At 67.8% G+C, this 18,302-nt stretch carries 18 protein-coding genes; 7 read left to right on the top strand and 11 right to left on the bottom strand.

What is annotated here, in order from left to right:
* Positions 1-118 precede the first annotated feature (118 nt).
* The gene (locus ACYQPG_RS05250; protein WP_461230436.1) at positions 119-2,314 is read left to right on the top strand and encodes a PAS domain S-box protein; all 2,196 of its coding nucleotides are present in this window, start codon (positions 119-121) and stop codon (positions 2,312-2,314) included.
* A 125-nt stretch (positions 2,315-2,439) separates the two neighbouring features.
* Here ACYQPG_RS05250 and ACYQPG_RS05245 read toward each other — a convergent pair whose 3' ends face one another.
* From ACYQPG_RS05245 to ACYQPG_RS05235, 3 genes are all read right to left on the bottom strand, one after another.
* Positions 2,440-3,267 (bottom strand): Crp/Fnr family transcriptional regulator, encoded by an 828-nt coding sequence (locus ACYQPG_RS05245; protein WP_147938793.1) that lies wholly within the window; start codon positions 3,265-3,267, stop codon positions 2,440-2,442.
* A gap of 67 nt (positions 3,268-3,334) precedes the next feature.
* The gene (locus tag ACYQPG_RS05240; protein WP_419828865.1) at positions 3,335-4,432 is read right to left on the bottom strand and encodes a two pore domain potassium channel family protein; all 1,098 of its coding nucleotides are present in this window, start codon (positions 4,430-4,432) and stop codon (positions 3,335-3,337) included.
* 99 nt (positions 4,433-4,531) lie between these two features.
* A complete protein-coding gene (locus ACYQPG_RS05235) occupies positions 4,532-4,765 on the bottom strand; it encodes a hypothetical protein (RefSeq protein WP_147938791.1) in 234 nt (77 codons plus the stop codon).
* A 239-nt stretch (positions 4,766-5,004) separates the two neighbouring features.
* Here ACYQPG_RS05235 and ACYQPG_RS05230 point away from each other — a divergent pair, with 239 nt between their 5' ends.
* On the top strand, positions 5,005-6,183 hold the full coding sequence (locus tag ACYQPG_RS05230) for a peptidoglycan-binding domain-containing protein (RefSeq protein ID WP_461230435.1): 1,179 nt from the start codon (positions 5,005-5,007) through the stop codon (positions 6,181-6,183).
* 216 nt (positions 6,184-6,399) lie between these two features.
* On the opposite strand, the gene ACYQPG_RS05225 is transcribed toward ACYQPG_RS05230, so the two are convergent.
* Positions 6,400-6,558, bottom strand: coding sequence for a hypothetical protein (locus ACYQPG_RS05225; RefSeq protein WP_187278383.1), 159 nt, complete (start codon positions 6,556-6,558; stop codon positions 6,400-6,402).
* 57 nt (positions 6,559-6,615) lie between these two features.
* Complete coding sequence (locus ACYQPG_RS05220; RefSeq protein WP_187278382.1) at positions 6,616-6,765, bottom strand: hypothetical protein; 150 nt, start codon at positions 6,763-6,765, stop codon at positions 6,616-6,618.
* Positions 6,766-6,836: 71 nt separating this feature from the next.
* Between ACYQPG_RS05220 and ACYQPG_RS05215 the strand changes: the two genes are divergently transcribed.
* Complete coding sequence (locus tag ACYQPG_RS05215; protein ID WP_147938790.1) at positions 6,837-7,133, top strand: PAS domain-containing protein; 297 nt, start codon at positions 6,837-6,839, stop codon at positions 7,131-7,133.
* Here the strand turns inward: ACYQPG_RS05215 and ACYQPG_RS05210 are convergent.
* The 4 genes from ACYQPG_RS05210 to ACYQPG_RS05195 form a co-directional block, all read right to left on the bottom strand.
* On the bottom strand, positions 7,117-8,004 hold the full coding sequence (locus ACYQPG_RS05210; protein WP_348642421.1) for a PDR/VanB family oxidoreductase: 888 nt from the start codon (positions 8,002-8,004) through the stop codon (positions 7,117-7,119). The genes ACYQPG_RS05215 and ACYQPG_RS05210 overlap by 17 nt on opposite strands.
* A gap of 64 nt (positions 8,005-8,068) precedes the next feature.
* Entirely contained in the window at positions 8,069-8,638 is a 570-nt protein-coding gene (locus tag ACYQPG_RS05205; protein WP_147908369.1) for an MOSC domain-containing protein, read from the bottom strand.
* Positions 8,635-9,027 carry a RidA family protein gene (locus ACYQPG_RS05200; protein WP_147908368.1) on the bottom strand — a complete coding sequence of 131 codons (393 nt, stop codon included), beginning with the start codon at positions 9,025-9,027 and terminating at the stop codon, positions 8,635-8,637. Before ACYQPG_RS05200 ends, ACYQPG_RS05205 begins: the two co-directional genes overlap by 4 nt.
* A 95-nt stretch (positions 9,028-9,122) precedes the next feature.
* Complete coding sequence (locus tag ACYQPG_RS05195) at positions 9,123-10,451, bottom strand: MFS transporter (protein ID WP_147908395.1); 1,329 nt, start codon at positions 10,449-10,451, stop codon at positions 9,123-9,125.
* Between the two features lie 171 nt (positions 10,452-10,622).
* Between ACYQPG_RS05195 and ACYQPG_RS05190 the strand changes: the two genes are divergently transcribed.
* Together ACYQPG_RS05190 and ACYQPG_RS05185 are read left to right on the top strand one after the other, a co-directional pair.
* Entirely contained in the window at positions 10,623-11,234 is a 612-nt protein-coding gene (locus ACYQPG_RS05190) for a helix-turn-helix domain-containing protein (protein ID WP_461230434.1), read from the top strand.
* A 334-nt stretch (positions 11,235-11,568) separates the two neighbouring features.
* Entirely contained in the window at positions 11,569-13,161 is a 1,593-nt protein-coding gene (locus ACYQPG_RS05185) for an ABC transporter substrate-binding protein (protein ID WP_461230433.1), read from the top strand.
* Positions 13,162-13,179: 18 nt separating this feature from the next.
* On the opposite strand, the gene ACYQPG_RS05180 is transcribed toward ACYQPG_RS05185, so the two are convergent.
* Positions 13,180-14,646 carry an amidohydrolase family protein gene (locus ACYQPG_RS05180; protein ID WP_147908365.1) on the bottom strand — a complete coding sequence of 489 codons (1,467 nt, stop codon included), beginning with the start codon at positions 14,644-14,646 and terminating at the stop codon, positions 13,180-13,182.
* Positions 14,647-14,941: 295 nt separating this feature from the next.
* Here ACYQPG_RS05180 and ACYQPG_RS05175 point away from each other — a divergent pair, with 295 nt between their 5' ends.
* Positions 14,942-15,655 carry an aspartate/glutamate racemase family protein gene (locus ACYQPG_RS05175; protein ID WP_461230432.1) on the top strand — a complete coding sequence of 238 codons (714 nt, stop codon included), beginning with the start codon at positions 14,942-14,944 and terminating at the stop codon, positions 15,653-15,655.
* Positions 15,637-16,956, top strand: a complete 1,320-nt coding sequence (locus ACYQPG_RS05170; RefSeq protein ID WP_461230431.1) for a dihydroorotase — start codon at positions 15,637-15,639, stop codon at positions 16,954-16,956. The genes ACYQPG_RS05175 and ACYQPG_RS05170 overlap by 19 nt, the downstream gene beginning before the upstream one ends.
* Positions 16,957-16,971: 15 nt before the next feature.
* Here ACYQPG_RS05170 and ACYQPG_RS05165 read toward each other — a convergent pair whose 3' ends face one another.
* Positions 16,972-18,264, bottom strand: a complete 1,293-nt coding sequence (locus ACYQPG_RS05165) for a hydantoinase/carbamoylase family amidase (protein WP_461230430.1) — start codon at positions 18,262-18,264, stop codon at positions 16,972-16,974.
* Positions 18,265-18,302 lie beyond the last annotated feature (38 nt).

Genomic DNA, 18,302 nt, shown 5'->3' with positions numbered 1-18,302 from the left:
GGCTCTCAAGGAAAGCGCCCCGTCGTCGGCCAAGCAGCGCGAGGCGGCGATGCGCCGGGATACATCACCCCTGGATCATGCATCACCTCGGGATCACGGCAGGTTGGCCTCGGACGCGATGGCCGTAAATGAGTCCCGGGACCGCTCCGACGCGGTGATGGTGCCGGGGCTGGAGACCCTCCTGGCGGCGTTTGCCCGTCAGGCCCAGATGTTCATCGGTCTCGTTGACTCGCAACTCCGGCCCCTGTTCCTGAACGCGGCCGGCCGCAGGATGGTCGGACTTCAGCCCGACGACGACATCGCGATCATCCCGGTCTCGGACTTCTTCCACCCGGCCGATCGCGCCGTCGTCCGCGACGTGGCGCTGCCGGCGCTGCTGCGCGGCGGCCGTTGGGAAGGCAAGTTGCGGTTCCGGCATTTCCGCCACGGCTCCGGAATGACGGTCCGATGGCACGCATTCGCGCTCTACGACGGTGACGAGAGCTTCATCGGCGCGGCGATGATCGGCACCGACATCTCGGCCCGCAAGCGCGCCGAGGCCCGGCTCCGCGCGAGCGAGGCCCGGCTGCAGGCCGCCGTAGATCTAGTCGGCCTGTCACCCTACTCCTGGGATCCGCAAACCGGCGCGCTGGATTGGGATGCGCGTGTGAAGGCCCTGTGGGGCCTCCCCCCCGACGCGCCCGTCGACAAACAGGTGTGGCTCTCCGCCATCCACCCGGACGACCGCCGGCGCGTCGAGGCGGCGGCGGCGCGCTGCGCCGACCCGAGCGGCGACGGCGTCTACCACATCAAGTATCGCGTGATCGGCCTCCGCGACGGCATCGAGCGCTGGGTCTCGACCTACGGCCGAACCGGGTTCGAGGACGGGCGGCCGGCGTCGTTCGTCGGCGTCGTCGTGGAGATCACCGCACAGGTGCGTGCCGAGGCGGCGTTGCGCGAGAGCGAGCATCGTCTCTCGGCGACGCTGGCCCAGTTGCCGATCGGGGTCGGTCTGGCCGACCCGAACGGGAGCATCGCGCTGGCGAACACGGCGCTCAATCGCTACGCACTCGAACGGATTCCCTCGTTGGAGGCGCAGTCGAACCAGCGCTGGCAGGCGTACGCCCCAGACGGGCGACGGCTGCCCCCTGCCGAGTATCCGGGGGCCCGGGCCCTCCGGGGCGAAACGGTCGTCCCGGGCATCGACTTCATTTTCACCCATCCCGACGGTCGGGAGTGTTGGACGCGCGTGAGTGCCGCCCCGTTTCACAACGTCGACCGCGAGATCAACGGTGCCATCGTGGTGGTGCAAGACGTCGATCGGGAGAAGCGGGCCGAGGCGGCCCTGCGGGAGAGCGAGGAGCGCTTCCGTCGCTTCGCCGAGCATTCGACGAACGTGCTCTGGCTCGCCGACCTGGAGAGCGGACAACTCGATGTCCTCAGCCCGGCCTTCCGGCAGGTGTGGGGTATGGACCCGGCGGACATGCCGGATGTCGCGGGCTGGCTCGCCAGCGTCCACCCGGAGGACCGCGACGCCGCATCGCGGGCGCTTGAGCGGGTCGGCGGCGGCGAGACCCTGGTCCTGAAGTACCGGATCCTGCGCGCCGCGGACCACACGGTACGCCGCATCCGTGACACCTTCTTCCCGATCCCGGCGCTCGATGGGCACATCCGATTGGTCGGCGGGATCGCGCAGGACGTCACCACCGATACCGACCTGCGGGCCTACGTGATCGCGACGGGAAACGACGCCAGGCGTGGCCTCGTCGGCGCCCTGGAGGCCGCCGGTTACGAAGTGCAGGCCTTTGCGAGCGGACGGGCCTTCCTCACCGTGGCGGGCTCGCTGATGCCGGGCTGCGTCGTGCTCGAATTCGAGGAGGCCGGCGACCTGGTCGTCGCAAGCGAGCTGAAGGCGGCACGTACGCACCTGCCCGTGGTGGCAATCGGTGCGAGCAGGGGCGACGTCGGCTTCGGGGTCCGCGTCATGAAGGCGGGCGCAGTCGATTTCCTCGAAGAACCCTGGACGCCGGAAGCGCTGCTGTTCGCCGTCAAGACTGCCCTGGCCGAGATCCGCGACGTCGCGGAGCAAACACGCGCGCGCGACGAGTCGCGCGGGCGGATCGCGGCCCTGTCGGCACGCGAGCGTGCGGTGCTGGAGGGATTGCTGGCGGGCGGCACGAACAAGACCATCGCGCGCACGCTGGGCCTAAGTCCGCGGACGGTGGAGATCCACCGTGCCCGGGTCATGGAAGCCCTCGGGGCTCGCACCCTGCCGGAGGCGGTCCTGATCGCGACCGCGGCCGGCGTCTGTCCCGCCGTTCAGGACGGCGTCTAGAACAGCGTTCCGAAAGGTGTCCGCCGGCTTTCGGAAAGAGGGGATGCGGATCAGGGGGCTCGCGCATCGTGCCGGTTCCGATATCCGGCACGATGCGCTCGGCCGCGGCGCCGGCGCCCGGCCCTCTAATAGGGGTCGCCGGAGACGGCCGGCGAACGCGAGAGGTACCCAGCCTCAAACTCTGCGAGCTGACGCAGCCGACGCGGCGCGAGGATGCGCAGGCGGCGTTTGCGCAGCGAGATGAACCCGTCGCGCCGCAGGGTCTGCAACACGCGGTTCACGTGCACGCTCGACAGGCCGAGCGCGTCGGCGAGATCCGCCTGTGTCAGCGGCAGATCGTACTGCCCGTCCGCGGTCTGGCCGATCGCGCCCAGCCGTTCCAGCAGCTCGCACAGGAGATGGGCCATGCGTTCAGGGCCCGAGCGCATGCCGAGGTTGACCAGCCACGCGCGCGCCATCGCCTCCTCCGCGAGCCTTGCGCGCTGTAGCGCCAGAGCGATGCGGGGATGCCGGCCGAGCAGGTCCATGTAGGGGACGCGCGGGACCTTGGCGACCCGACAGGGCGTGAGCGCCTCGATCGCGTGGTCGAGCGGGTAGCCCTGGAGGGCGCCGCGGTCGCAAAGATCACCGGGCACCAGATAGGCCAGGATCTGGCGACGACCCGACATCCGGCACTTATGACGGTTGGCGAACCCAGCAAGGACGATCAGCGCGTGGTCGGCCACGCGTCCCTGTTCCACCAGAACCGTGTGCCGCGCGACCGGCCGGACATAGTCGGTCCAGCCCTGAAGGGCCGCACGATCCTCCTCCGTCAGCGGCGCAAAGCTGTCGAGCTTGCGGGCCAGCGCACAGACGGCGCCGCCCCCCTCCCGGGCCGGAGCCGAAAGCCGCGGCACGCGAGCGGCCCCGGCGACGGAAACATCCGTCACGGTGATCAGGGCGCGTGTCTCCATCGGGCTTCCTCCGGGATCGTTGCCGCATTCTCCCGCCGTCGCGGAGTGCGGGCATCCGGTTGGTCCCTTAGGAGCCCTCCGGTCCGCCCGCTGCGATATCTTCGCTCCGGTAGGCCATCGCGGGGGCGAGCCGCGCGATGTGCGGGGACCATTGCGCGCGCAGGTCGAGATAGGCTTGCACGGCTGCGTCATCCCGCACGACCGCGATCCCCGCCTCGGCGAGCCGGGATGCGGCTCTGTCCCAATGGGCGCGCCACCGCTGCCGCGCCTCGGGATCGGCCGCCAGCGCCCGCGGCGGAGCCCCCGCCAGGAAGGCCGTTTCCAGCGTGACGACCAGCCTGTGAGCCACCCGCCAGAGTGCTTCGACCGCCGCCGCCTCCCTCAGCAACGCCGCCTCCTCGCCCGCAAGTGTGCTGCGGATCAGCGACGCCGTATCGAGTGCGAGGTGAGCCTGCGCCGAGACCGAGTAGTACGGCTGCTGGAATCGGAAGTAGAACAACACCGGGTAGAAGTGATGCGCTTCCTTCATCTCGGCCATCGCGTCGCCCAGCGAGACCAGATGGCTGTACCCAGCGCTGAACTGCCCACAAGGCCCAAGCCGCGCCAGCAACTCACCCGCGTCGGACGTCTCCCCCGAGAGGACGTGGAGCTGCAGCCCGAGTGCGTTGCGCCGCAGGAGGGCGCCGTAGACCTGCATGACGTAGGTCAGAACCAGCGAGGTCACGGACATCCCGATCAGCGAGTTCGCCAGGTAGACGACGCGGTAGGCGTCGTTCGTCGGCTTGAAGTCGCTGGCACCGACGATCGCCATGCTGCTGCCCCCGGCATAGAGCGCGGTGAGGAAATCCGTGGGTGTGGGGCCGTTGCTCGCCTGCACGCCCGTGCCGAGGCCTGGATGGATGATCAGCGCCGCGCCGAGGGTCAGGCCGCCAGCCCAGAGCAGGACGTAGAGCAGAAGGATGACTGGTCCGCAGAACGACAGCACCGTACCGCGTCGTGAGCCGGCTGCCTCAGCAGCGCGGCGGAAGGCAATCCAGGTGAGATGCGCGGCACGCTCGGCGAGCAGCCCGGTCCCGATGCGCGCGTACAGGACGGTGAGGAACACGTCGGAGAGGACGATCCCCATGACCAGGGCACCGGACGCGCCTTCGAGGGCGGACAGCATGGGCAGGCTTCCACGTGGCTTCCGGCGCCGCTCGCACCGCTCTCGGCGCGAACCGGCGGTTGCCGCCTCCGTTCCTGCGATATGTCCGTAGGACGATCCCTATCGTTCCTCCACGGATGGCCGCGCATCCAGGCCCGATCTCGCCGCTCGATCGGTCCGGTGGGCGGCCTGGGTGTCCAACCGATAGTGCCGGTCGACGGCGGTCCAGAACGCGATCCTCATCTCGGGACCCCGGCGATCGAGCACCGCTTCGATCACCGCGATGGCTTCGCGCGCACAGATGACAGGGTCGTCTGGTTCGTATCGATCGTCCTGCGGAACAACATCGGTCACGGCGGCACTCCGGGTCGGCGGGCAGCCGAGACACCCGCGTGGGCGCGAAAATGGCCCCGCACATCGCGCAGGGCGATCCGGGCATATCCGTAGGTTGGACGCGGTGCCTGTCCGCCCGCGCGGCAAGTCCTCTCCACGCCTCGGAAACCGTGCAACCAGGAGGTGTCCTGAGGGATCGTCCGTAGGAAACGGGTGCTGGCCGTGCCGGTTCGCCCCTACGTCACCAACAGGAGGTGTTCATGAAACTGAGGCATATCTTCCTCGCGAGCACGGTGCTCGTCGCATTGACCGGTGGTTACGCACAGGCTCAGCAATCGGCTGTCAGCAACCAGCGTGTGACCCAGGACCAATCGGACGGGCAAGGCACTCAGATCTTCGTCAGCTCGGCGGGCGTGCGGCAGATCCAGCAGGCGTTGACCCAGAAGGGCTACAGCACGGGCAACGTGGACGGCCGTTGGAACTCGCAGACTGCGGCAGCGGCGCGCAGCTTCCAGCAGGCGCAGAACATGGAGCCGACCGGCACGCTCACCATCCCGCTGGTCTACGGTCTTGGTCTCGAGCAGGACATCATCTCGGGCAATCGCGGCGGAAAGGCCGGGGACCAAGCGCGCGACCAGGGGACGAAGCAGGCCGACAACCAGCGCGTCGTCGTCGAGCGCGCGGATAGCCGCGGCACGCCCCTCTATGTCAGCCCCGCGGGCGTCAGGCAGATCCAGCAGGCCCTGAACCAGCAGGGGTGGAATACCGGACAGGTGGATGGACGCTGGGGACCCGCGACCGTGCAGGCCGCGCGCAGCTACCAGCAGGTGCATGGGCTCGAGCCGTCGGGACGGCTCGAGGTTGGCCTGATCTCCGCACTCGGTCTAACCGATCCGATCTTCTCGGCCGGGCATGGCACAGGCCCGCAGGCTGCCAACGTGGCACGACCGCAGCCGACGCAGGCGAGCGGGTCGGGCGGCGACCGGCAGGTCGACAACCAGCGCATCGCCGTGGAGCGCACCGATACCTCCGGCGAACCGCTTTGGATGAATGCCGACGCAGTGCGCCAAATCCAGCAGGTGCTGAACCAGCGGGGCTATGCGGCCGGTCATCTTGACGGCAGCTGGAACAACGACACGACGATCGCGGCGACTCACTTCCAGCAGGCGCAGGGTCTCGAGCCGACCGGCACGTTGACCACCAACCTGCTAGCCTCGGTCGGCATGTCACGCTGGCAGCGGGGCGAGTTGCTGGGCGGCATGACGGCCCAGGCGAACGCGCCGGGCAATCCGAACCCACAGACGACCGGCTCCTTCAACCAAGCTGGGAATGCGGGCTCTGCCGCAACGAGCGCCGCGGGATCCGGCGACTCCGCGAAGTCCAATGCGCAAAGCGACCAGAATGGCAGCGATGCGCAGGGGACGTCGGGCGCGCGGTAGAGCGCTCGCCCGCCGAATTGGAGACCGGTTCGGCGTCGGCGAGCGCGTTGCATCAAGAACTGAGAGCCATTCCCGATTGCAACGCGAGCGGGGACGGCTCTAGCCCAGCTCAGGCGGCGGACCTTGTGCTCGTCGCCACGTCGGTCGCCTGTCCGGCCTCCGAGCCGGGCGGGCGGTCGGTCCGAGGCTGGAGATCCCCGCTGCCAACGCAAGATTCTAGGCCAAGTGGCGGCAGCGGAGGCCGCGCAAGGTCTTCAGGCGGCGTACGAAGTTGTAGGCGCTGACGAAGTTGGCCAAGTGCCCACGGAGTTGCCCGTGGCGGTCGTCGTTGTAGCGCTTGACCGTTGCGTCCCCCGCCTTCGCGAGGGCAAGCACTCGATCGGCCGTTCATCCGCTTTACCTAACCGTTCGTCGAGGCGAGGCGCTGTTTGATCAGCCGCGGTCGATACCGTTGCGAGCGCAGGCAAGTTCGAAGCTATGGGCCCAGAATATCTCGGCGGCTGCGATCGCCGCCATGATGATGGAATTGGCCAGAGCGACGTTGCAGAGCGTGGTGAACTGGGTGCCGTTGTCGGTGAGCACCGTGTGCACATCCTTAATGGCGGAGGAAGTTGCCTGCGACCCGCCGCCCTGGATGATCCGCAGCGGCGCGGATGAGCTGGGACCGCTCCATCGCGACCGGCGAGCAATACGAGGTCGAGTTGGGCATTCGTAGCGCCGATGACGCCCATCGCTGGTTTCTGGCGCAACCGCAGACGGTCAGGGATGCGGCTGGGGCTGTGACCCAATGGGGCTGCACCGACACCCATATCGACGACCGGCGCCCCCAAGCGAAGGAGGAAGCCGTCCACTTTTTCGGCGGCTTTGCTTCAAAGCAGCCATTCTGCTTTCGGCCAGCATCGGACATGGAAAGTCTTGAGCTTCAGCTGCCTGTCAGAGTTCGAGCGTGACCTTCGTGCGGGCGCGGGAGACGCAAGGCATCATCCGGTCCTGACGTTTGGCGACTGGCAGCACCACATCGCGGTGGATGACGGTACCGTCCCGGTAGCCGCACTCGCAGGACCCGCACACGCCCATCTCGCAGGACGAGGGCATCGCGAAGCCGCGCTGGCGCAACACGTCGAGCAGTGAGACATCGGCCGGGACGTGGACGACCGCTCCAGTCGAGGCGATTAGTGCGTCGAAGGGTTCGGGTTTGTAGTTCTCGTCTGCCATTGGCACGAAGTGCTCGACATGCACCCGCTCCGCCGGCCATCCGGCGGCAGTCAGTCCGGTCTGCACCGCGTCGGTGAGCCGCTGAGGCCCGCAGGCGTAGACGTGGATGCGCTCATCCGGAGATCCGAGTATTGCGGGCCCGAAGCGCGAGCCTTCCGCGGAGAACCAGCAGCGGAGCCGGTCGCCGCAGAGGGCCAGCAACTCGGGTAGCAGTGGCGCTTGCTCGGCAGAGCGTGCGCAAAAGTGGAGGGTGAAGTCTGCACCGGTTGAAGCGAGGCGCCGGGCCATGGCGGCGAGCGGCGTCACGCCGATTCCGCCGCCGATCAGCAGATGACGCTGCGCGTCGGCGGCGAGCCCGAAGTTGTTGCGCGGCTGCGAGACGTGCGCGACGGCGCCCGCAACCAAGTTGTTATGCGTCCACAGCGAGCCGCCGCGACCGGCATCCTCACGCTTGATCGCCAGAACGTATCGGCCACGGTCGGCTGGATCGCCACAGAGCGAATACTGGCGCGTGCGGCCATCCGGTAGGCGCAGGTCGACATGCGCACCGGGCTCCCATGACGGAAGTTCGGGACGCTGAGGGTGGACGAGCGTCAGGCGCAGCACCTCCGGTGTGGTGGCGACTGCCTCTACGACCTTCAACTTCATGACGATGCGAGCGGACACCGGCTCAATCCACCAGCGAGATCGGGTCGCCCGGGCGGATGATCCCGCCACGCTCGATCCCACAGTTCAGGCCCGAGCGGTTGTAGAGCGGCAGGTAGACCGGCGATCCGAGTAGTTCCTCCAGGTACTTGCAAGGAAAATTGAGACGACCGCCGCGCAGGATCACCTCACCCACTTGGAAGCGACGTCCCACAAGGTGATTGAGCGGTACGCCAAGCACCGTGAGGTTCCTACGGTGGTCGATGGGCGCGAGGTTGATCGGGCCGCCCTGGAGAGGCGGATCGTTCCGCGCGAGGGCTTCGAGCACCTCCTGCTCAATGAGGGTGATCTCGCGGGTATCCGGCTTGGGCGAGTAGGTACCCGTCCCGAGGAAGTAGCGGTCACCTTCGATGCCGCGGCCGGCAACGCAGTGGGCCTCGTCCAATTCCTCCATCTCGTAGCTGGCTGCCGGCGCGATGTGAATGTTGAGCAGCGTGCCCTGCCAACCGGTCGCGCCGCCGGGCACGCCGATAGCTAACGAGCCGGCCGCATGCACGAAGGCCTCGACGTGGCGGGGGGCGGAAGTCTCGCTCATCGTGCCGGTCCCGTCGCCAGCGCGATCGCCTCGACCTCGACAAGCGCATCGCGGGGCAGACGCGCAACCTCGACGGTCGAACGCGCTGGTGCATCGCTGGGGAAGTGCTCGGCGTAGACGGCATTCATCGCGGCAAAGTCGTTCATGTCCTTCAGGAAGACGGTGGTCTTTGCCACGCTCCCGAGGCTGGCGCCCCCGGCCTCCAGCACGGCCGCAAGGTTCGAAAGTGAGCGGCGAGTTTGCGCTTCGATGCCTTCTGGGAACGCCCCGGTGGCCGGGTCGATCGGTAACTGCCCGGAAGCGAACACGAGGTCGCCGACGCGGGTCGCCTGCGCGTAGGGGCCGACGGCCGGGGCCGCATCCTTCGTGGCGATGATGGTCCTATCCAAGTCCGTCTCCCCGTCTTGTGATCGCTTTCATCACTATTCCATCACAGTGGATATTCGTCCACTGCCTGGTCTGAATTTAGGCGCCGCGGAGCCGTTCAGTCTATCTGCCGGCGGGCAGTCTCTGGCGCTGCGAACGTCGCCACGAGGGTGATGCATGCGAGCACGATGAGGTAGACCGAGATCGGCCACGTCGCCCCGCCGCTCCAGGCAAGCAGGGCTGCGGCGATAAGTGGCGTGAAGCCGCCGCTCAGTGCCGCGCCGACTTGGAAGCCAAGCGAGGCGCCGGTGTAGCGCAAGCGGGCATCGAACAGTTCGGACATCCACGCGGCCCCGGTCCCGAACATGATGCCCTGTCCAAAGCTCAGCGCCACCGCGACGGTCAGCGTGATGATCGTCGGGTCGCGCGTGTCGAGGAGCTTGAACATCGGGAAGGCGAAGGCGACCGAGAACAGGCAGGCCGCGATGAACAACGTTTTGCGTCCGTAGCGGTCGGACAGCCAGCCGAAGACGGGGATCGTGAAGAGTTCGATGACGGCGGCGACCAGGATGCCGTTGAGGATCACACTCCGTGACAGTCCGAGCTGGCCCGTGACGTACGAGATCGAAAAGACCGTCACGACGCTCACATACGCGATCTCTGAGACCTTCAGGCCGACGGCCTTCAGGAACATGCCGGGATGTTCGGTAAGGATCTCCATAACCGGCAACCGTGCCGTCACCGCGCGCGCTTTGATCCGCCTGAACGCCGGCGTCTCGTGAAGCCGCAGGCGGATGAACAGGCCGACCCCCACGAGGAGCGCGCTCGCCAGGAACGGAACACGCCAGCCCCAAGACAGGAACGCTGCCTCGGGCATCAGCCCTGTCAGCGCGAACGCGCCGATCGAGAGGATCACGCCGATCGGGTACCCGAGCTGGACGATGCTCCCAAAGAACCCGCGCCGTTCCGCCGGCACGCTTTCTACCACCATCAGTACGGCTCCGCCCCACTCGCCGCCGATTCCGATGCCCTGGACGAGGCGCAATGCTACCAAGAGGATAGGCGCGAGGATGCCGATCTGCCCATAGGTCGGCAGGCACCCGATCAGAAAGGTGCCGAGACCCATGATCATCAGGGTTAGCGACAGCATGGCCTTGCGACCGATCCTGTCGCCGAAATGGCCGAAGACGGCCCCGCCCAGTGGACGGGCTAGGAACCCGACGGCGTAAGAGCCGAACGCCGCGATCGTGCCGACTACCGGGTCGATGCTGGGGAAGAACAGCTTGTTAAAGACGAGAGCGCTGGCTGTGCCGTAGATCAAGAAATCGTACCACTCGACGGTGGTGCCGATGACGCTTGACCAGACGATTTGGCGCCGTTCTGCGATCGTGACCACGCCGGGCTCGGCGTTCCGCATCGCATCCGACGGCATCGTGGCATCGACCATGGGTGGGCATCCACTTTCAGAGATGAATTTCCACTCATAGCAATACAAGCCGCGTGCCAATCCTGGTGGGCGGTGGTCCGGGCGCGACCACGCCGCCTGTGCTAAGCACCGGTCGATCAGCCCCCAGCGCTCAGGGACGAGGAATGGCCGGGGGACTAGGACGAGACACAGATGACGGTGACGACAGAGGTGCGGCGGGTCCGGATCGAAGCAGAGGCTCGCTCCCAGATCCAGGTGCTTGCTGAGGAGATCCGACGCAGACGCAGGGAGCGGGATCTCTCCCTCGAGGCACTGGCGTCCCTGTCTGGGGTAAGCCGCTCGATGATCTCCAAGATCGAGCGCGGAGAAGCCGCGCCTTCGACAGTGGTGCTTTCACGCCTCGCTGAGGCGCTGGGTGTAACCTTCTCCAGGCTGATGTCACCCGCCACCGAAGTTGAGGTGCTGCTGATCCCGGCGTCCCGCCAGCCTGTGCTGCGCGATGAAGCTTCGGGCTTCCTACGCCGCTGCCTTTCTCCGGTGCTGCCCGGGCGAGGGATCGATTGGGTGCTCAACACGCTCCCGCCAGGCGCAACCACGGGAGAGTTCGTCGCCCACCGCCGCGGCGTGTCGGAATACATCTTCGTACTGAAGGGGCGCCTGCGCGCCACGATCGGCGACCGCTCGGTCGTGGTCGAAGAGGGCGACAGTTTGTATTTTGAGGCAGATGCCGGGCACACCTTCACCAATTTGGGCGCGGAGGCGTGCCAGTACTTCCTGGTGATCGACGCTACGCGTCTGCGCTGACTCTCGCCCGCGAGGGTGCTCCTCGCTCGGCCGGCTCAAAGGCAGTCAGCGTAAAATCAGCTAGATCTGGCCAGCCGCTTCGCGCCCTTCCCAGTCATGCGCAAAATCGTAGCTCTTTCCCGGAAGCGGACTTGTTGTGCCGATCCAACTCGGTCGTTCAGCAGAGTGGCACTGGTCGCTGAAGCGGATAGATGAGTCGAACTCCGCAGGGCTTTCTCCCCCGACTAGGCCGCGGCCTCGTTCCTGCAAGCCGGGGTGCGACGGGTTCGGTGTGCGTTCCGGATCAGCGCTGGCAGTCGAGCGAAGACCGCCCGAGCAGAGTGAGAGTTGCCCGATGAAAAGGCGTACACTGTTGCAGGGAGCCGGGGCTTCCGTGGCCAATGCGATCGGGGCGCCAGCCCTAGTCCGTGCCGAGGCCGCCACGACCCTACGCTTCATCCCACAGCAAGATCTCGTCACACTCGATCCGGTTACGACCTTCGCGTACATTACCCGCAATCACGGCTACATGGTCTTCGATACCCTCTACGGCATGGACGGAAACTACCGCGCCACGCCGCAAATGGTTGAGGGCCACCGCGTCGAGCAGGATGGGCGTCGCTGGGACCTGACACTGCGCGAAGGCCTGCGCTTCCACGACGGGACCTCCGTTCTCGCTCGCGACTGCGTTGCCTCCCTGCGGCGCTGGGCCAAGCGCGACCCGTTCGGCGGCTCACTCATGGAGGCCACCGACGACCTGTCGGCGGCCGATGACCGGACCATCCGGTTTCGGCTCAAGCGCGCTTTTCCACTTCTGCCGATCGCTCTGGGCAAGGCTTCCGTGCCGCTCTGCGCCATGATGCCGGAGCGCCTTGCTGTCACCGACCCGTTCCAGCAGGTGCCGGAGCTGATCGGCTCCGGGCCGTTCCGTTTCAAGGCGGACGAGCGTGTGCCCGGCGACCGCACAGTCTACACCCGCTTTGAGGGCTACGTGCCACGCAAGGACGGCGCGCCCACTTGGACCTCCGGGCCGAAAGTCGTCCATTATGACCGAGTTGAGTGGCGCGTGATCGGCGATACCTCCACGGCCACCTCGGCGCTGATCGCCGGCGAGGCCGACTGGCAGGAATACGCCTCTCACGATCAGCTGGGTCTCTTGAAGGCGGCCAGGGGCGTGACCACCCGCGTCCTCGATTCGACTGGCTTCGTGACGATGTTGCGAGTCAACCACCTGCAGCCGCCGTTCAACAATCCGGCCATCCGGCGGGCCCTCTGGGGTGGGATCGACCAGACGTCCTGCATGCAGGGGGTTGTGGGCGCGGATGATCCCAGCCTGTTCCACGTACCCCTCGGATTCTTCTGTCCGGACACACCGATGGCCTCGACCGACGGGCTCGGGCCGCTCACGGAGCCACGCGATCCGAACAGGGTGCGCGCCGACCTCAAAGCTGCCGGCTATACCGGAGAGACCGTGTTGCTAATGGTGCCGTCGAACTCGGCGCCTCTCCTGGCGCTCGGCCAAGTCGCAGCCGACCTGCTCCAGCGCGTCGGCATGAATGTCGAGGTCTACGCAGTCGAGTTCAATGCAATGCTACAGCGGCGCAACCGCAAGGGGCCGGTCTCCGAGGGCGGCTGGAGCGCCTTCGTGACCAACTGGTCGGGGATGGATTGGCTGAACCCCGCCGGCTACATCGCCCTGCGCGGCACCGGCGAGACCGGTTATGCCGGCTGGGCTACGACTCCGCGGATCGAGGCCCTGCGTGACGCATGGTTCACCGCACCGGACGAGGCGGCCCGCTCCGCGGTCTGCCGGGACATCCAGCTTCAAGCGATGCAGGACGTGCCCTACTACCCTCTGGGCCAGTACTTGCAGCCGACTGCCTACCGGTCCAGCCTCACCGGCATCCTCGACGGGTTCCCAACATTCTGGAATGTGCGGCCTGCCTGAGGGGCGGGCCGCTACGCCTTACAACCCCGGGAAGGTGGGTGGCGCGATGGCATCGGCGCCACGGCCCGCCCAGTCGAGCTGCCGGATCTGCGCCAGTGCCCGGACCTGCGCCTCCTCCAGGGCGGCGGCGGAGGCTGCGTAATCGACCAACAGGGCGCGACCGTCGCGGACGATCTCGCGGCCGCCGACAAAGACCTGCCGGACCGCGCGATCGCCGGCCGAGTACATCAGGGACTGCACGGGGTCCCGGCACGGTCGCATGGCGGGATGCGCGCAATCGACGAGCACGAAATCGGCCTTGCAGCCCGGCGCGAGCCGGCCAATATCGCCGCGTCCGAGCGCCTTGGCGCCTCCCACGGTTGCGGCGTGGAACACGTCTGCCGCCCGGGTGTCGCGCGGATTCTGGGCTACGACCCGGGCGAGATACGAGACGAGGCGCATCTCGTCGAGCATGTTGTGCGGGTAGACGTCGGTGCCGATGCCCATGTTGACGCCGGCCTGCAGATAGCGGCCGAAATCGTGTAGCGCGATGCCGCGGCGGGCGAAGACGGTCGGACAATGGGCGACCGTGGCACCGCGCTGGGCCATGCGCCGCAGGTCCGTGCCGGGGCTGTGCCAGTGGGTCCAGGGATGGTCGTCCAGAAAGATCCCGTGGCCCACGATGGTGCGCTCAGTCAGCACGCCGAGATCGTCGAGCCATTCGATAGGCGTCATCCCGGTGCGGCGGGTGATCTCGTGGAACTCTGACAGGGACTGCGCCGCGTGGGTGTGGAAACGCAGGTCGCGCCGGACCGCCTCGTCATGGGCATCTCGAAGCAGCGCCGCCGTGCAGGTGTCGACCTGAGCCGGACAGAGCATGCCGAACAGGCGCCCGCTCGCGTGCCGTTGCGCCGCGGTGATCTCGGCGAGCGCCTGCTCCAGGCCGCGATAGCCCGCGGCCTCATCCCATTCGTACTCCACGCTGTGGCCGTTCCTCGTCAGCCAGCGGCCGGACCGGAACATCGGGGCGATGCAGACCCGAAGGCCTGAGGCACCGAGAAGGTCGAGCCAGCCGTCGCTCGGCAGGGCGAGATCGCAGACGGTGGTGACGCCGGAGAGGGCAAGTTCGGCGAGCGCCACCCCGTAGGCGGCCCGCGTCCCCTCCGCGTCGGGCCGCAGGATCGGCAGATACTCGTAGAGCGAGGTGTTGTAGAGGCGCTGGCTGCCGACCTCGTCCCACATGCCCTTGTTCATCGGCTCCGAGAACAGGTGCGTGTGGATGTCGACGAGCCCTGGCATAACCAGGCAGCCGGAAGCGTCGATGGTTCGGTCCGGCGGCGGCCCCGTATAGCCCGGGCCGACATGCGTGAGGACGCCGTCCGCGAAGACAACATCAGCGCCGGTCTGGTAGACGTGACCGCCGCTGTCCGGGTCCCAGGCGACGACCCACCGGGCCCCCGTCACCAGGGTGACGTCCACAGCCCCGTCCGCAGCATCGTCGTGCATCGATCACCTCTTCCTCAGGTCGAGGGGGCGGGCAAGATCGGTGCCTATTCGGTTGCACCGAGGGGTTTGCGGCCCGGGTTTCGCTAGGCCGTCTTGAACAACGGCGTGTCGGTCTACCGGGCAGCTGTACGCACCAGCACGAGGCGGCCTCAGGACGCCCACATAGCCCCAGGAGGCCGTTCAACTCACAGCCTCTCAGGGTGAGGTTGGAAGTGGGATTGGCCCGCGCAACGCCGTTGCCGACGGGGCGAGGCCCGAATGCGCTGTGAAATTCGGTGTTCGGAAGGACGGCAGCATGCACCAGCGCGATACCACCGAGCCCGCACGGATCCTGGTCATCAACCCGAACTCGTCCCAGGCCGTGACCGCCGCCATCGACGCGGCGCTCGACCCGCTGCGCTTGGCCGGCGGCCCCGCCATCGCGGTGACGGACCTGCCCAATGGGCCGGCGAGCATCGCGTCCCAGCAGGACGCCGATTCCGTCGTGATGCCGCTCGCCCGGCGCATCGCAGCGGACGGGGCGGACGCCTTCGTGATCGCCTGCTTCAGCGACCCGGGCCTGCACACGGCCCGCGAGGTCGCCAAGGGCCGGCCCGTGATGGGCATCGCCGAATGGGGCATCCTCCGGTCGCTCACCCTCGGCGAGCGCTTCGGCATCGTCGCCCTATCGGAGGGCAGCGTGCGGCGCCAGCGCCGGATGGTCCGCCAGATGGGCCTCGGCGAACGCTATGCCGGCAGTCGGCCGGTGGAGGCGCGGGCGGACGAGACGGCCGGCGAGGCGATCCGCGACCGCCTGGTCGCGGCGGCCCGCATGCTGATCGCGCGCGACGGCGCCGACGTGATCGTCCTCGGCTGCGCCGGCATGGCGCCGCACCAGAGCGCAATCGAGGACGCGGTCGGGTGCGCGGTCGTCGAGCCCTGTCAGCAGGCGGTGGCGGCAGCCCTCGGGGCCGTTCTGCTCGAGACCGCCTCTTTCGGAAGGACCCGGCGATGCACTACGACCTCCTGATCCGCGGCGGCACCTGCGTCACGCCTTGGGGGACCGAGGGGATCGATCTCGGCGTCCGCGCCGGACGGATCGCGGATCTCGGTGCGCCGATCGGCGCGACCGCGGATACGGTGATCGACGCGGTAGGCCTGCACGTCCTGCCCGGCCTGATCGACAGCCACGTCCACCTGCGTGATCCCGGCGACCCAGCCGTGGAAACGATCGAGACCGGCACGCGGGCCGCGATCCTCGGCGGGATCGCCACCCTGTTCGACATGCCCAACACGGTTCCGCCAATCGCCGATACCGAGCGCTTGACGTGGAAGCGCGGCTACGTGGCGGGTCGTAGCTGGTGCGATATCGGCCTGTACGTGGCGGGCGCCAAGACCAACATCGACAGGTTGGCGGCGCTGGAACGCGAGCCAGGGGTCTGCGCCGTGAAGGTGTTTGCGGGCAGCTCCACGGCGGCGCTGATGATTGAGGACGACGCCCATCTCGAGCGGGCCATGCGAGCCGGCCACCGGCGCATGGCCTTCCACAGCGAGGACGAGTTCCGGTTGCAGGCGCGCAAGCCGTTATTCGCCCGGGGGCAGCCGTACCGGACCCACATGGAATGGCGCGACGAGGAATGCGCCTTCCTAGGGACCCAGCGCCTGATGGCCCTGGCCCGCAGGACCGGCCGGGCGACGCACATCCTCCACGTCTCGACCGCCGAGGAACTCGAATACCTGCGCGATTTCCGCGACGTCGCGACCGTCGAGGTTCTGGTCAACCACCTGACCCAGGTGGCGCCCGACTGCTACGATACGCTTGGCGGGCTCGCGGTGATGAACCCACCGATCCGCGGCGAGCGGCATCGAGCAGCCGCATGGGCTGCCGTGCGCAACGGGACTGTCGATACGATCGGCAGCGACCACGCGCCTCATGCCCGGGCAGCCAAGGAGCAGCCCTGGCCCGATTGTCCGGCCGGCCTCACGGGGGTTCAGACCCTGGTCCCGGTCATGCTCGATCATGTCGCAGCCGGGCGCCTGTCGCTGGCGCGCCTCGTGGACCTGATGGCGGCCGGTCCGGCTCGTGTCTACGGCCTGCTCGGCAAGGGGAGAATCTCAGTCGGATACGACGCGGATTTTACCCTGGTGGATCTGAAGGCGCGTCGCACAATCGAGGACTCTTGGATCGCGTCGCCCTGCGGTTGGACTCCGTTTGCGGGACTACGCGTGACCGGATGGCCGGTCGCCACCGTTGTCCGGGGCAGATCCGTCATGCGTGATGACGAGGTCTTAGGCGATCCGGTCGGGCGCCTGGCGCGCTTCTCCGGCTGAGCCGAGGCGCCCGGATCAAGCACATCCGGTTTCGGCCACCAGCCAGGTGGTGAGGATCGCGACGGCGTCCATGAGGTCGTCGATCTCCATGGCCTCATCGGGGTTATGGCTGCCGTTGGCGTTGCGCACGAACAGCATCGCCATTGGAACACCGGCTTTGGCGAAGGCCGCGGCATCGTGCGAGGCCGGGCTGCCGAGAGGCATGGTGGCGATGCCGAGGGCTGTGGCCGCGGCCTCCAGACCGCTGCGGATCCGTGGCGAGACATCTCCGACCGCCACCTCGGCGCGCGGGCCGAGCACGATCTCGACGTTGCGGCGTGCCACGATTGTCGCGACGTGCCTCAGGAACTGCGTCTCGATCTCCGCCAGCATGTTCGCCGCGTAGGCACGCACGTCCAGGCTGAACCGGAACTCGCCCGGGACTGTAGTCAGCCCGTGGGCTGCACCGTCGGTGTGGAACCGGCCGAACGTGACGGCCATCGGGCGGCCGGCCTCCTCGTTGGCCTGCCAGATCTGGTCGAGCGCCAGGGCGATCTCCGCGCCCGCCATGGCCGCATCGCGCCGGAACCGGCGGGGCGTGCCGACATGGTCGTAGCGGCCGAGGATTCGAGCATCCGGATAACGGAAGTTGCCCGGGATCCCGGTGCAGAGACCGACCGGAATTCCGGCCTCGACGAGGCTCGGCGCCTGCTCGATATGCACCTCGAGGAAGGCGTGGATCGCGGACGGATCGAGCGGCGGCGCATCGCCGCGTAAAGCCTCGGGATCGCCGCCGGAGGCCGCGATGTGATCGGCGAGGTCGCGCCCCGTATCGGCCCGGGGCATGGCGAGCGCACCCTCCGGCAGGGTGCCGAGCGCCGCTCGGCTTCCGAGATAGGACACCTGGAACCAGACGCTCTCCTCGGCGCGCACCGCCATGACGGTGATATCGCGCTCCGGGATCAGTCCGAGGCTTTGGATCGCCGCGACAGCTGCGAGCCCGGCGACGACCCCGGCGGCGCCGTCGAAGTTGCCGCCGTGCGACACGGTGTCGAGATGGGAGCCGATCAAAATCGGCGGCCGGGTCCGATCCCGGCCGGGCAGCGTCATGTATGTGTTGGCGGCCGCGTCCCGGCGGACCCGGAGACCCAGCTCGGCCGCACAGTGCGTCGCGCGCGCGTGGGCTTCGGTTTCCTCCGGGCTGTAGGAAGGCCGGGTAAACCCGGGATCGTCGTGGCCGCACCGGGCGAGTTGTGCCAGCAGGTGCTCGATCCGGCCTCGCTGTGCGCTGACCGCCTCCCTAATGGCGGTGACGGTTGCGTGTTCCAATGGGTTTCTCCCTGACCGCGCAATGGCCCCTGGCCTTC

This window comes from Methylobacterium sp. CM6246 (genome assembly GCF_054818005.1).
This window is presented reverse-complemented; position numbering and strand designations above follow the sequence as displayed.

Excerpts from the sequence above, each read along its gene's own strand:
- ACYQPG_RS05230 (WP_461230435.1), top strand. The coding sequence starts at position 5,005 with ATGAAACTGAGGCATATCTTCCTCGCGAGCACGGTGCTCGTCGCATTG.
- ACYQPG_RS05250 (WP_461230436.1), top strand. The coding sequence starts at position 119 with ATGGCCGTAAATGAGTCCCGGGACCGCTCCGACGCGGTGATGGTGCCG.
- ACYQPG_RS05170 (WP_461230431.1), top strand. The coding sequence starts at position 15,637 with ATGCACTACGACCTCCTGATCCGCGGCGGCACCTGCGTCACGCCTTGG.
- ACYQPG_RS05185 (WP_461230433.1), top strand. The coding sequence starts at position 11,569 with ATGAAAAGGCGTACACTGTTGCAGGGAGCCGGGGCTTCCGTGGCCAAT.
- ACYQPG_RS05190 (WP_461230434.1), top strand. The coding sequence starts at position 10,623 with ATGACGGTGACGACAGAGGTGCGGCGGGTCCGGATCGAAGCAGAGGCT.
- ACYQPG_RS05240 (WP_419828865.1), bottom strand. The coding sequence starts at position 4,432 with ATGCTGTCCGCCCTCGAAGGCGCGTCCGGTGCCCTGGTCATGGGGATC.
- ACYQPG_RS05175 (WP_461230432.1), top strand. The coding sequence starts at position 14,942 with ATGCACCAGCGCGATACCACCGAGCCCGCACGGATCCTGGTCATCAAC.
- ACYQPG_RS05195 (WP_147908395.1), bottom strand. The coding sequence starts at position 10,451 with ATGGTCGATGCCACGATGCCGTCGGATGCGATGCGGAACGCCGAGCCC.
- ACYQPG_RS05245 (WP_147938793.1), bottom strand. The coding sequence starts at position 3,267 with ATGGAGACACGCGCCCTGATCACCGTGACGGATGTTTCCGTCGCCGGG.
- ACYQPG_RS05215 (WP_147938790.1), top strand. The coding sequence starts at position 6,837 with ATGAGCTGGGACCGCTCCATCGCGACCGGCGAGCAATACGAGGTCGAG.
- ACYQPG_RS05205 (WP_147908369.1), bottom strand. The coding sequence starts at position 8,638 with ATGAGCGAGACTTCCGCCCCCCGCCACGTCGAGGCCTTCGTGCATGCG.
- ACYQPG_RS05180 (WP_147908365.1), bottom strand. The coding sequence starts at position 14,646 with ATGCACGACGATGCTGCGGACGGGGCTGTGGACGTCACCCTGGTGACG.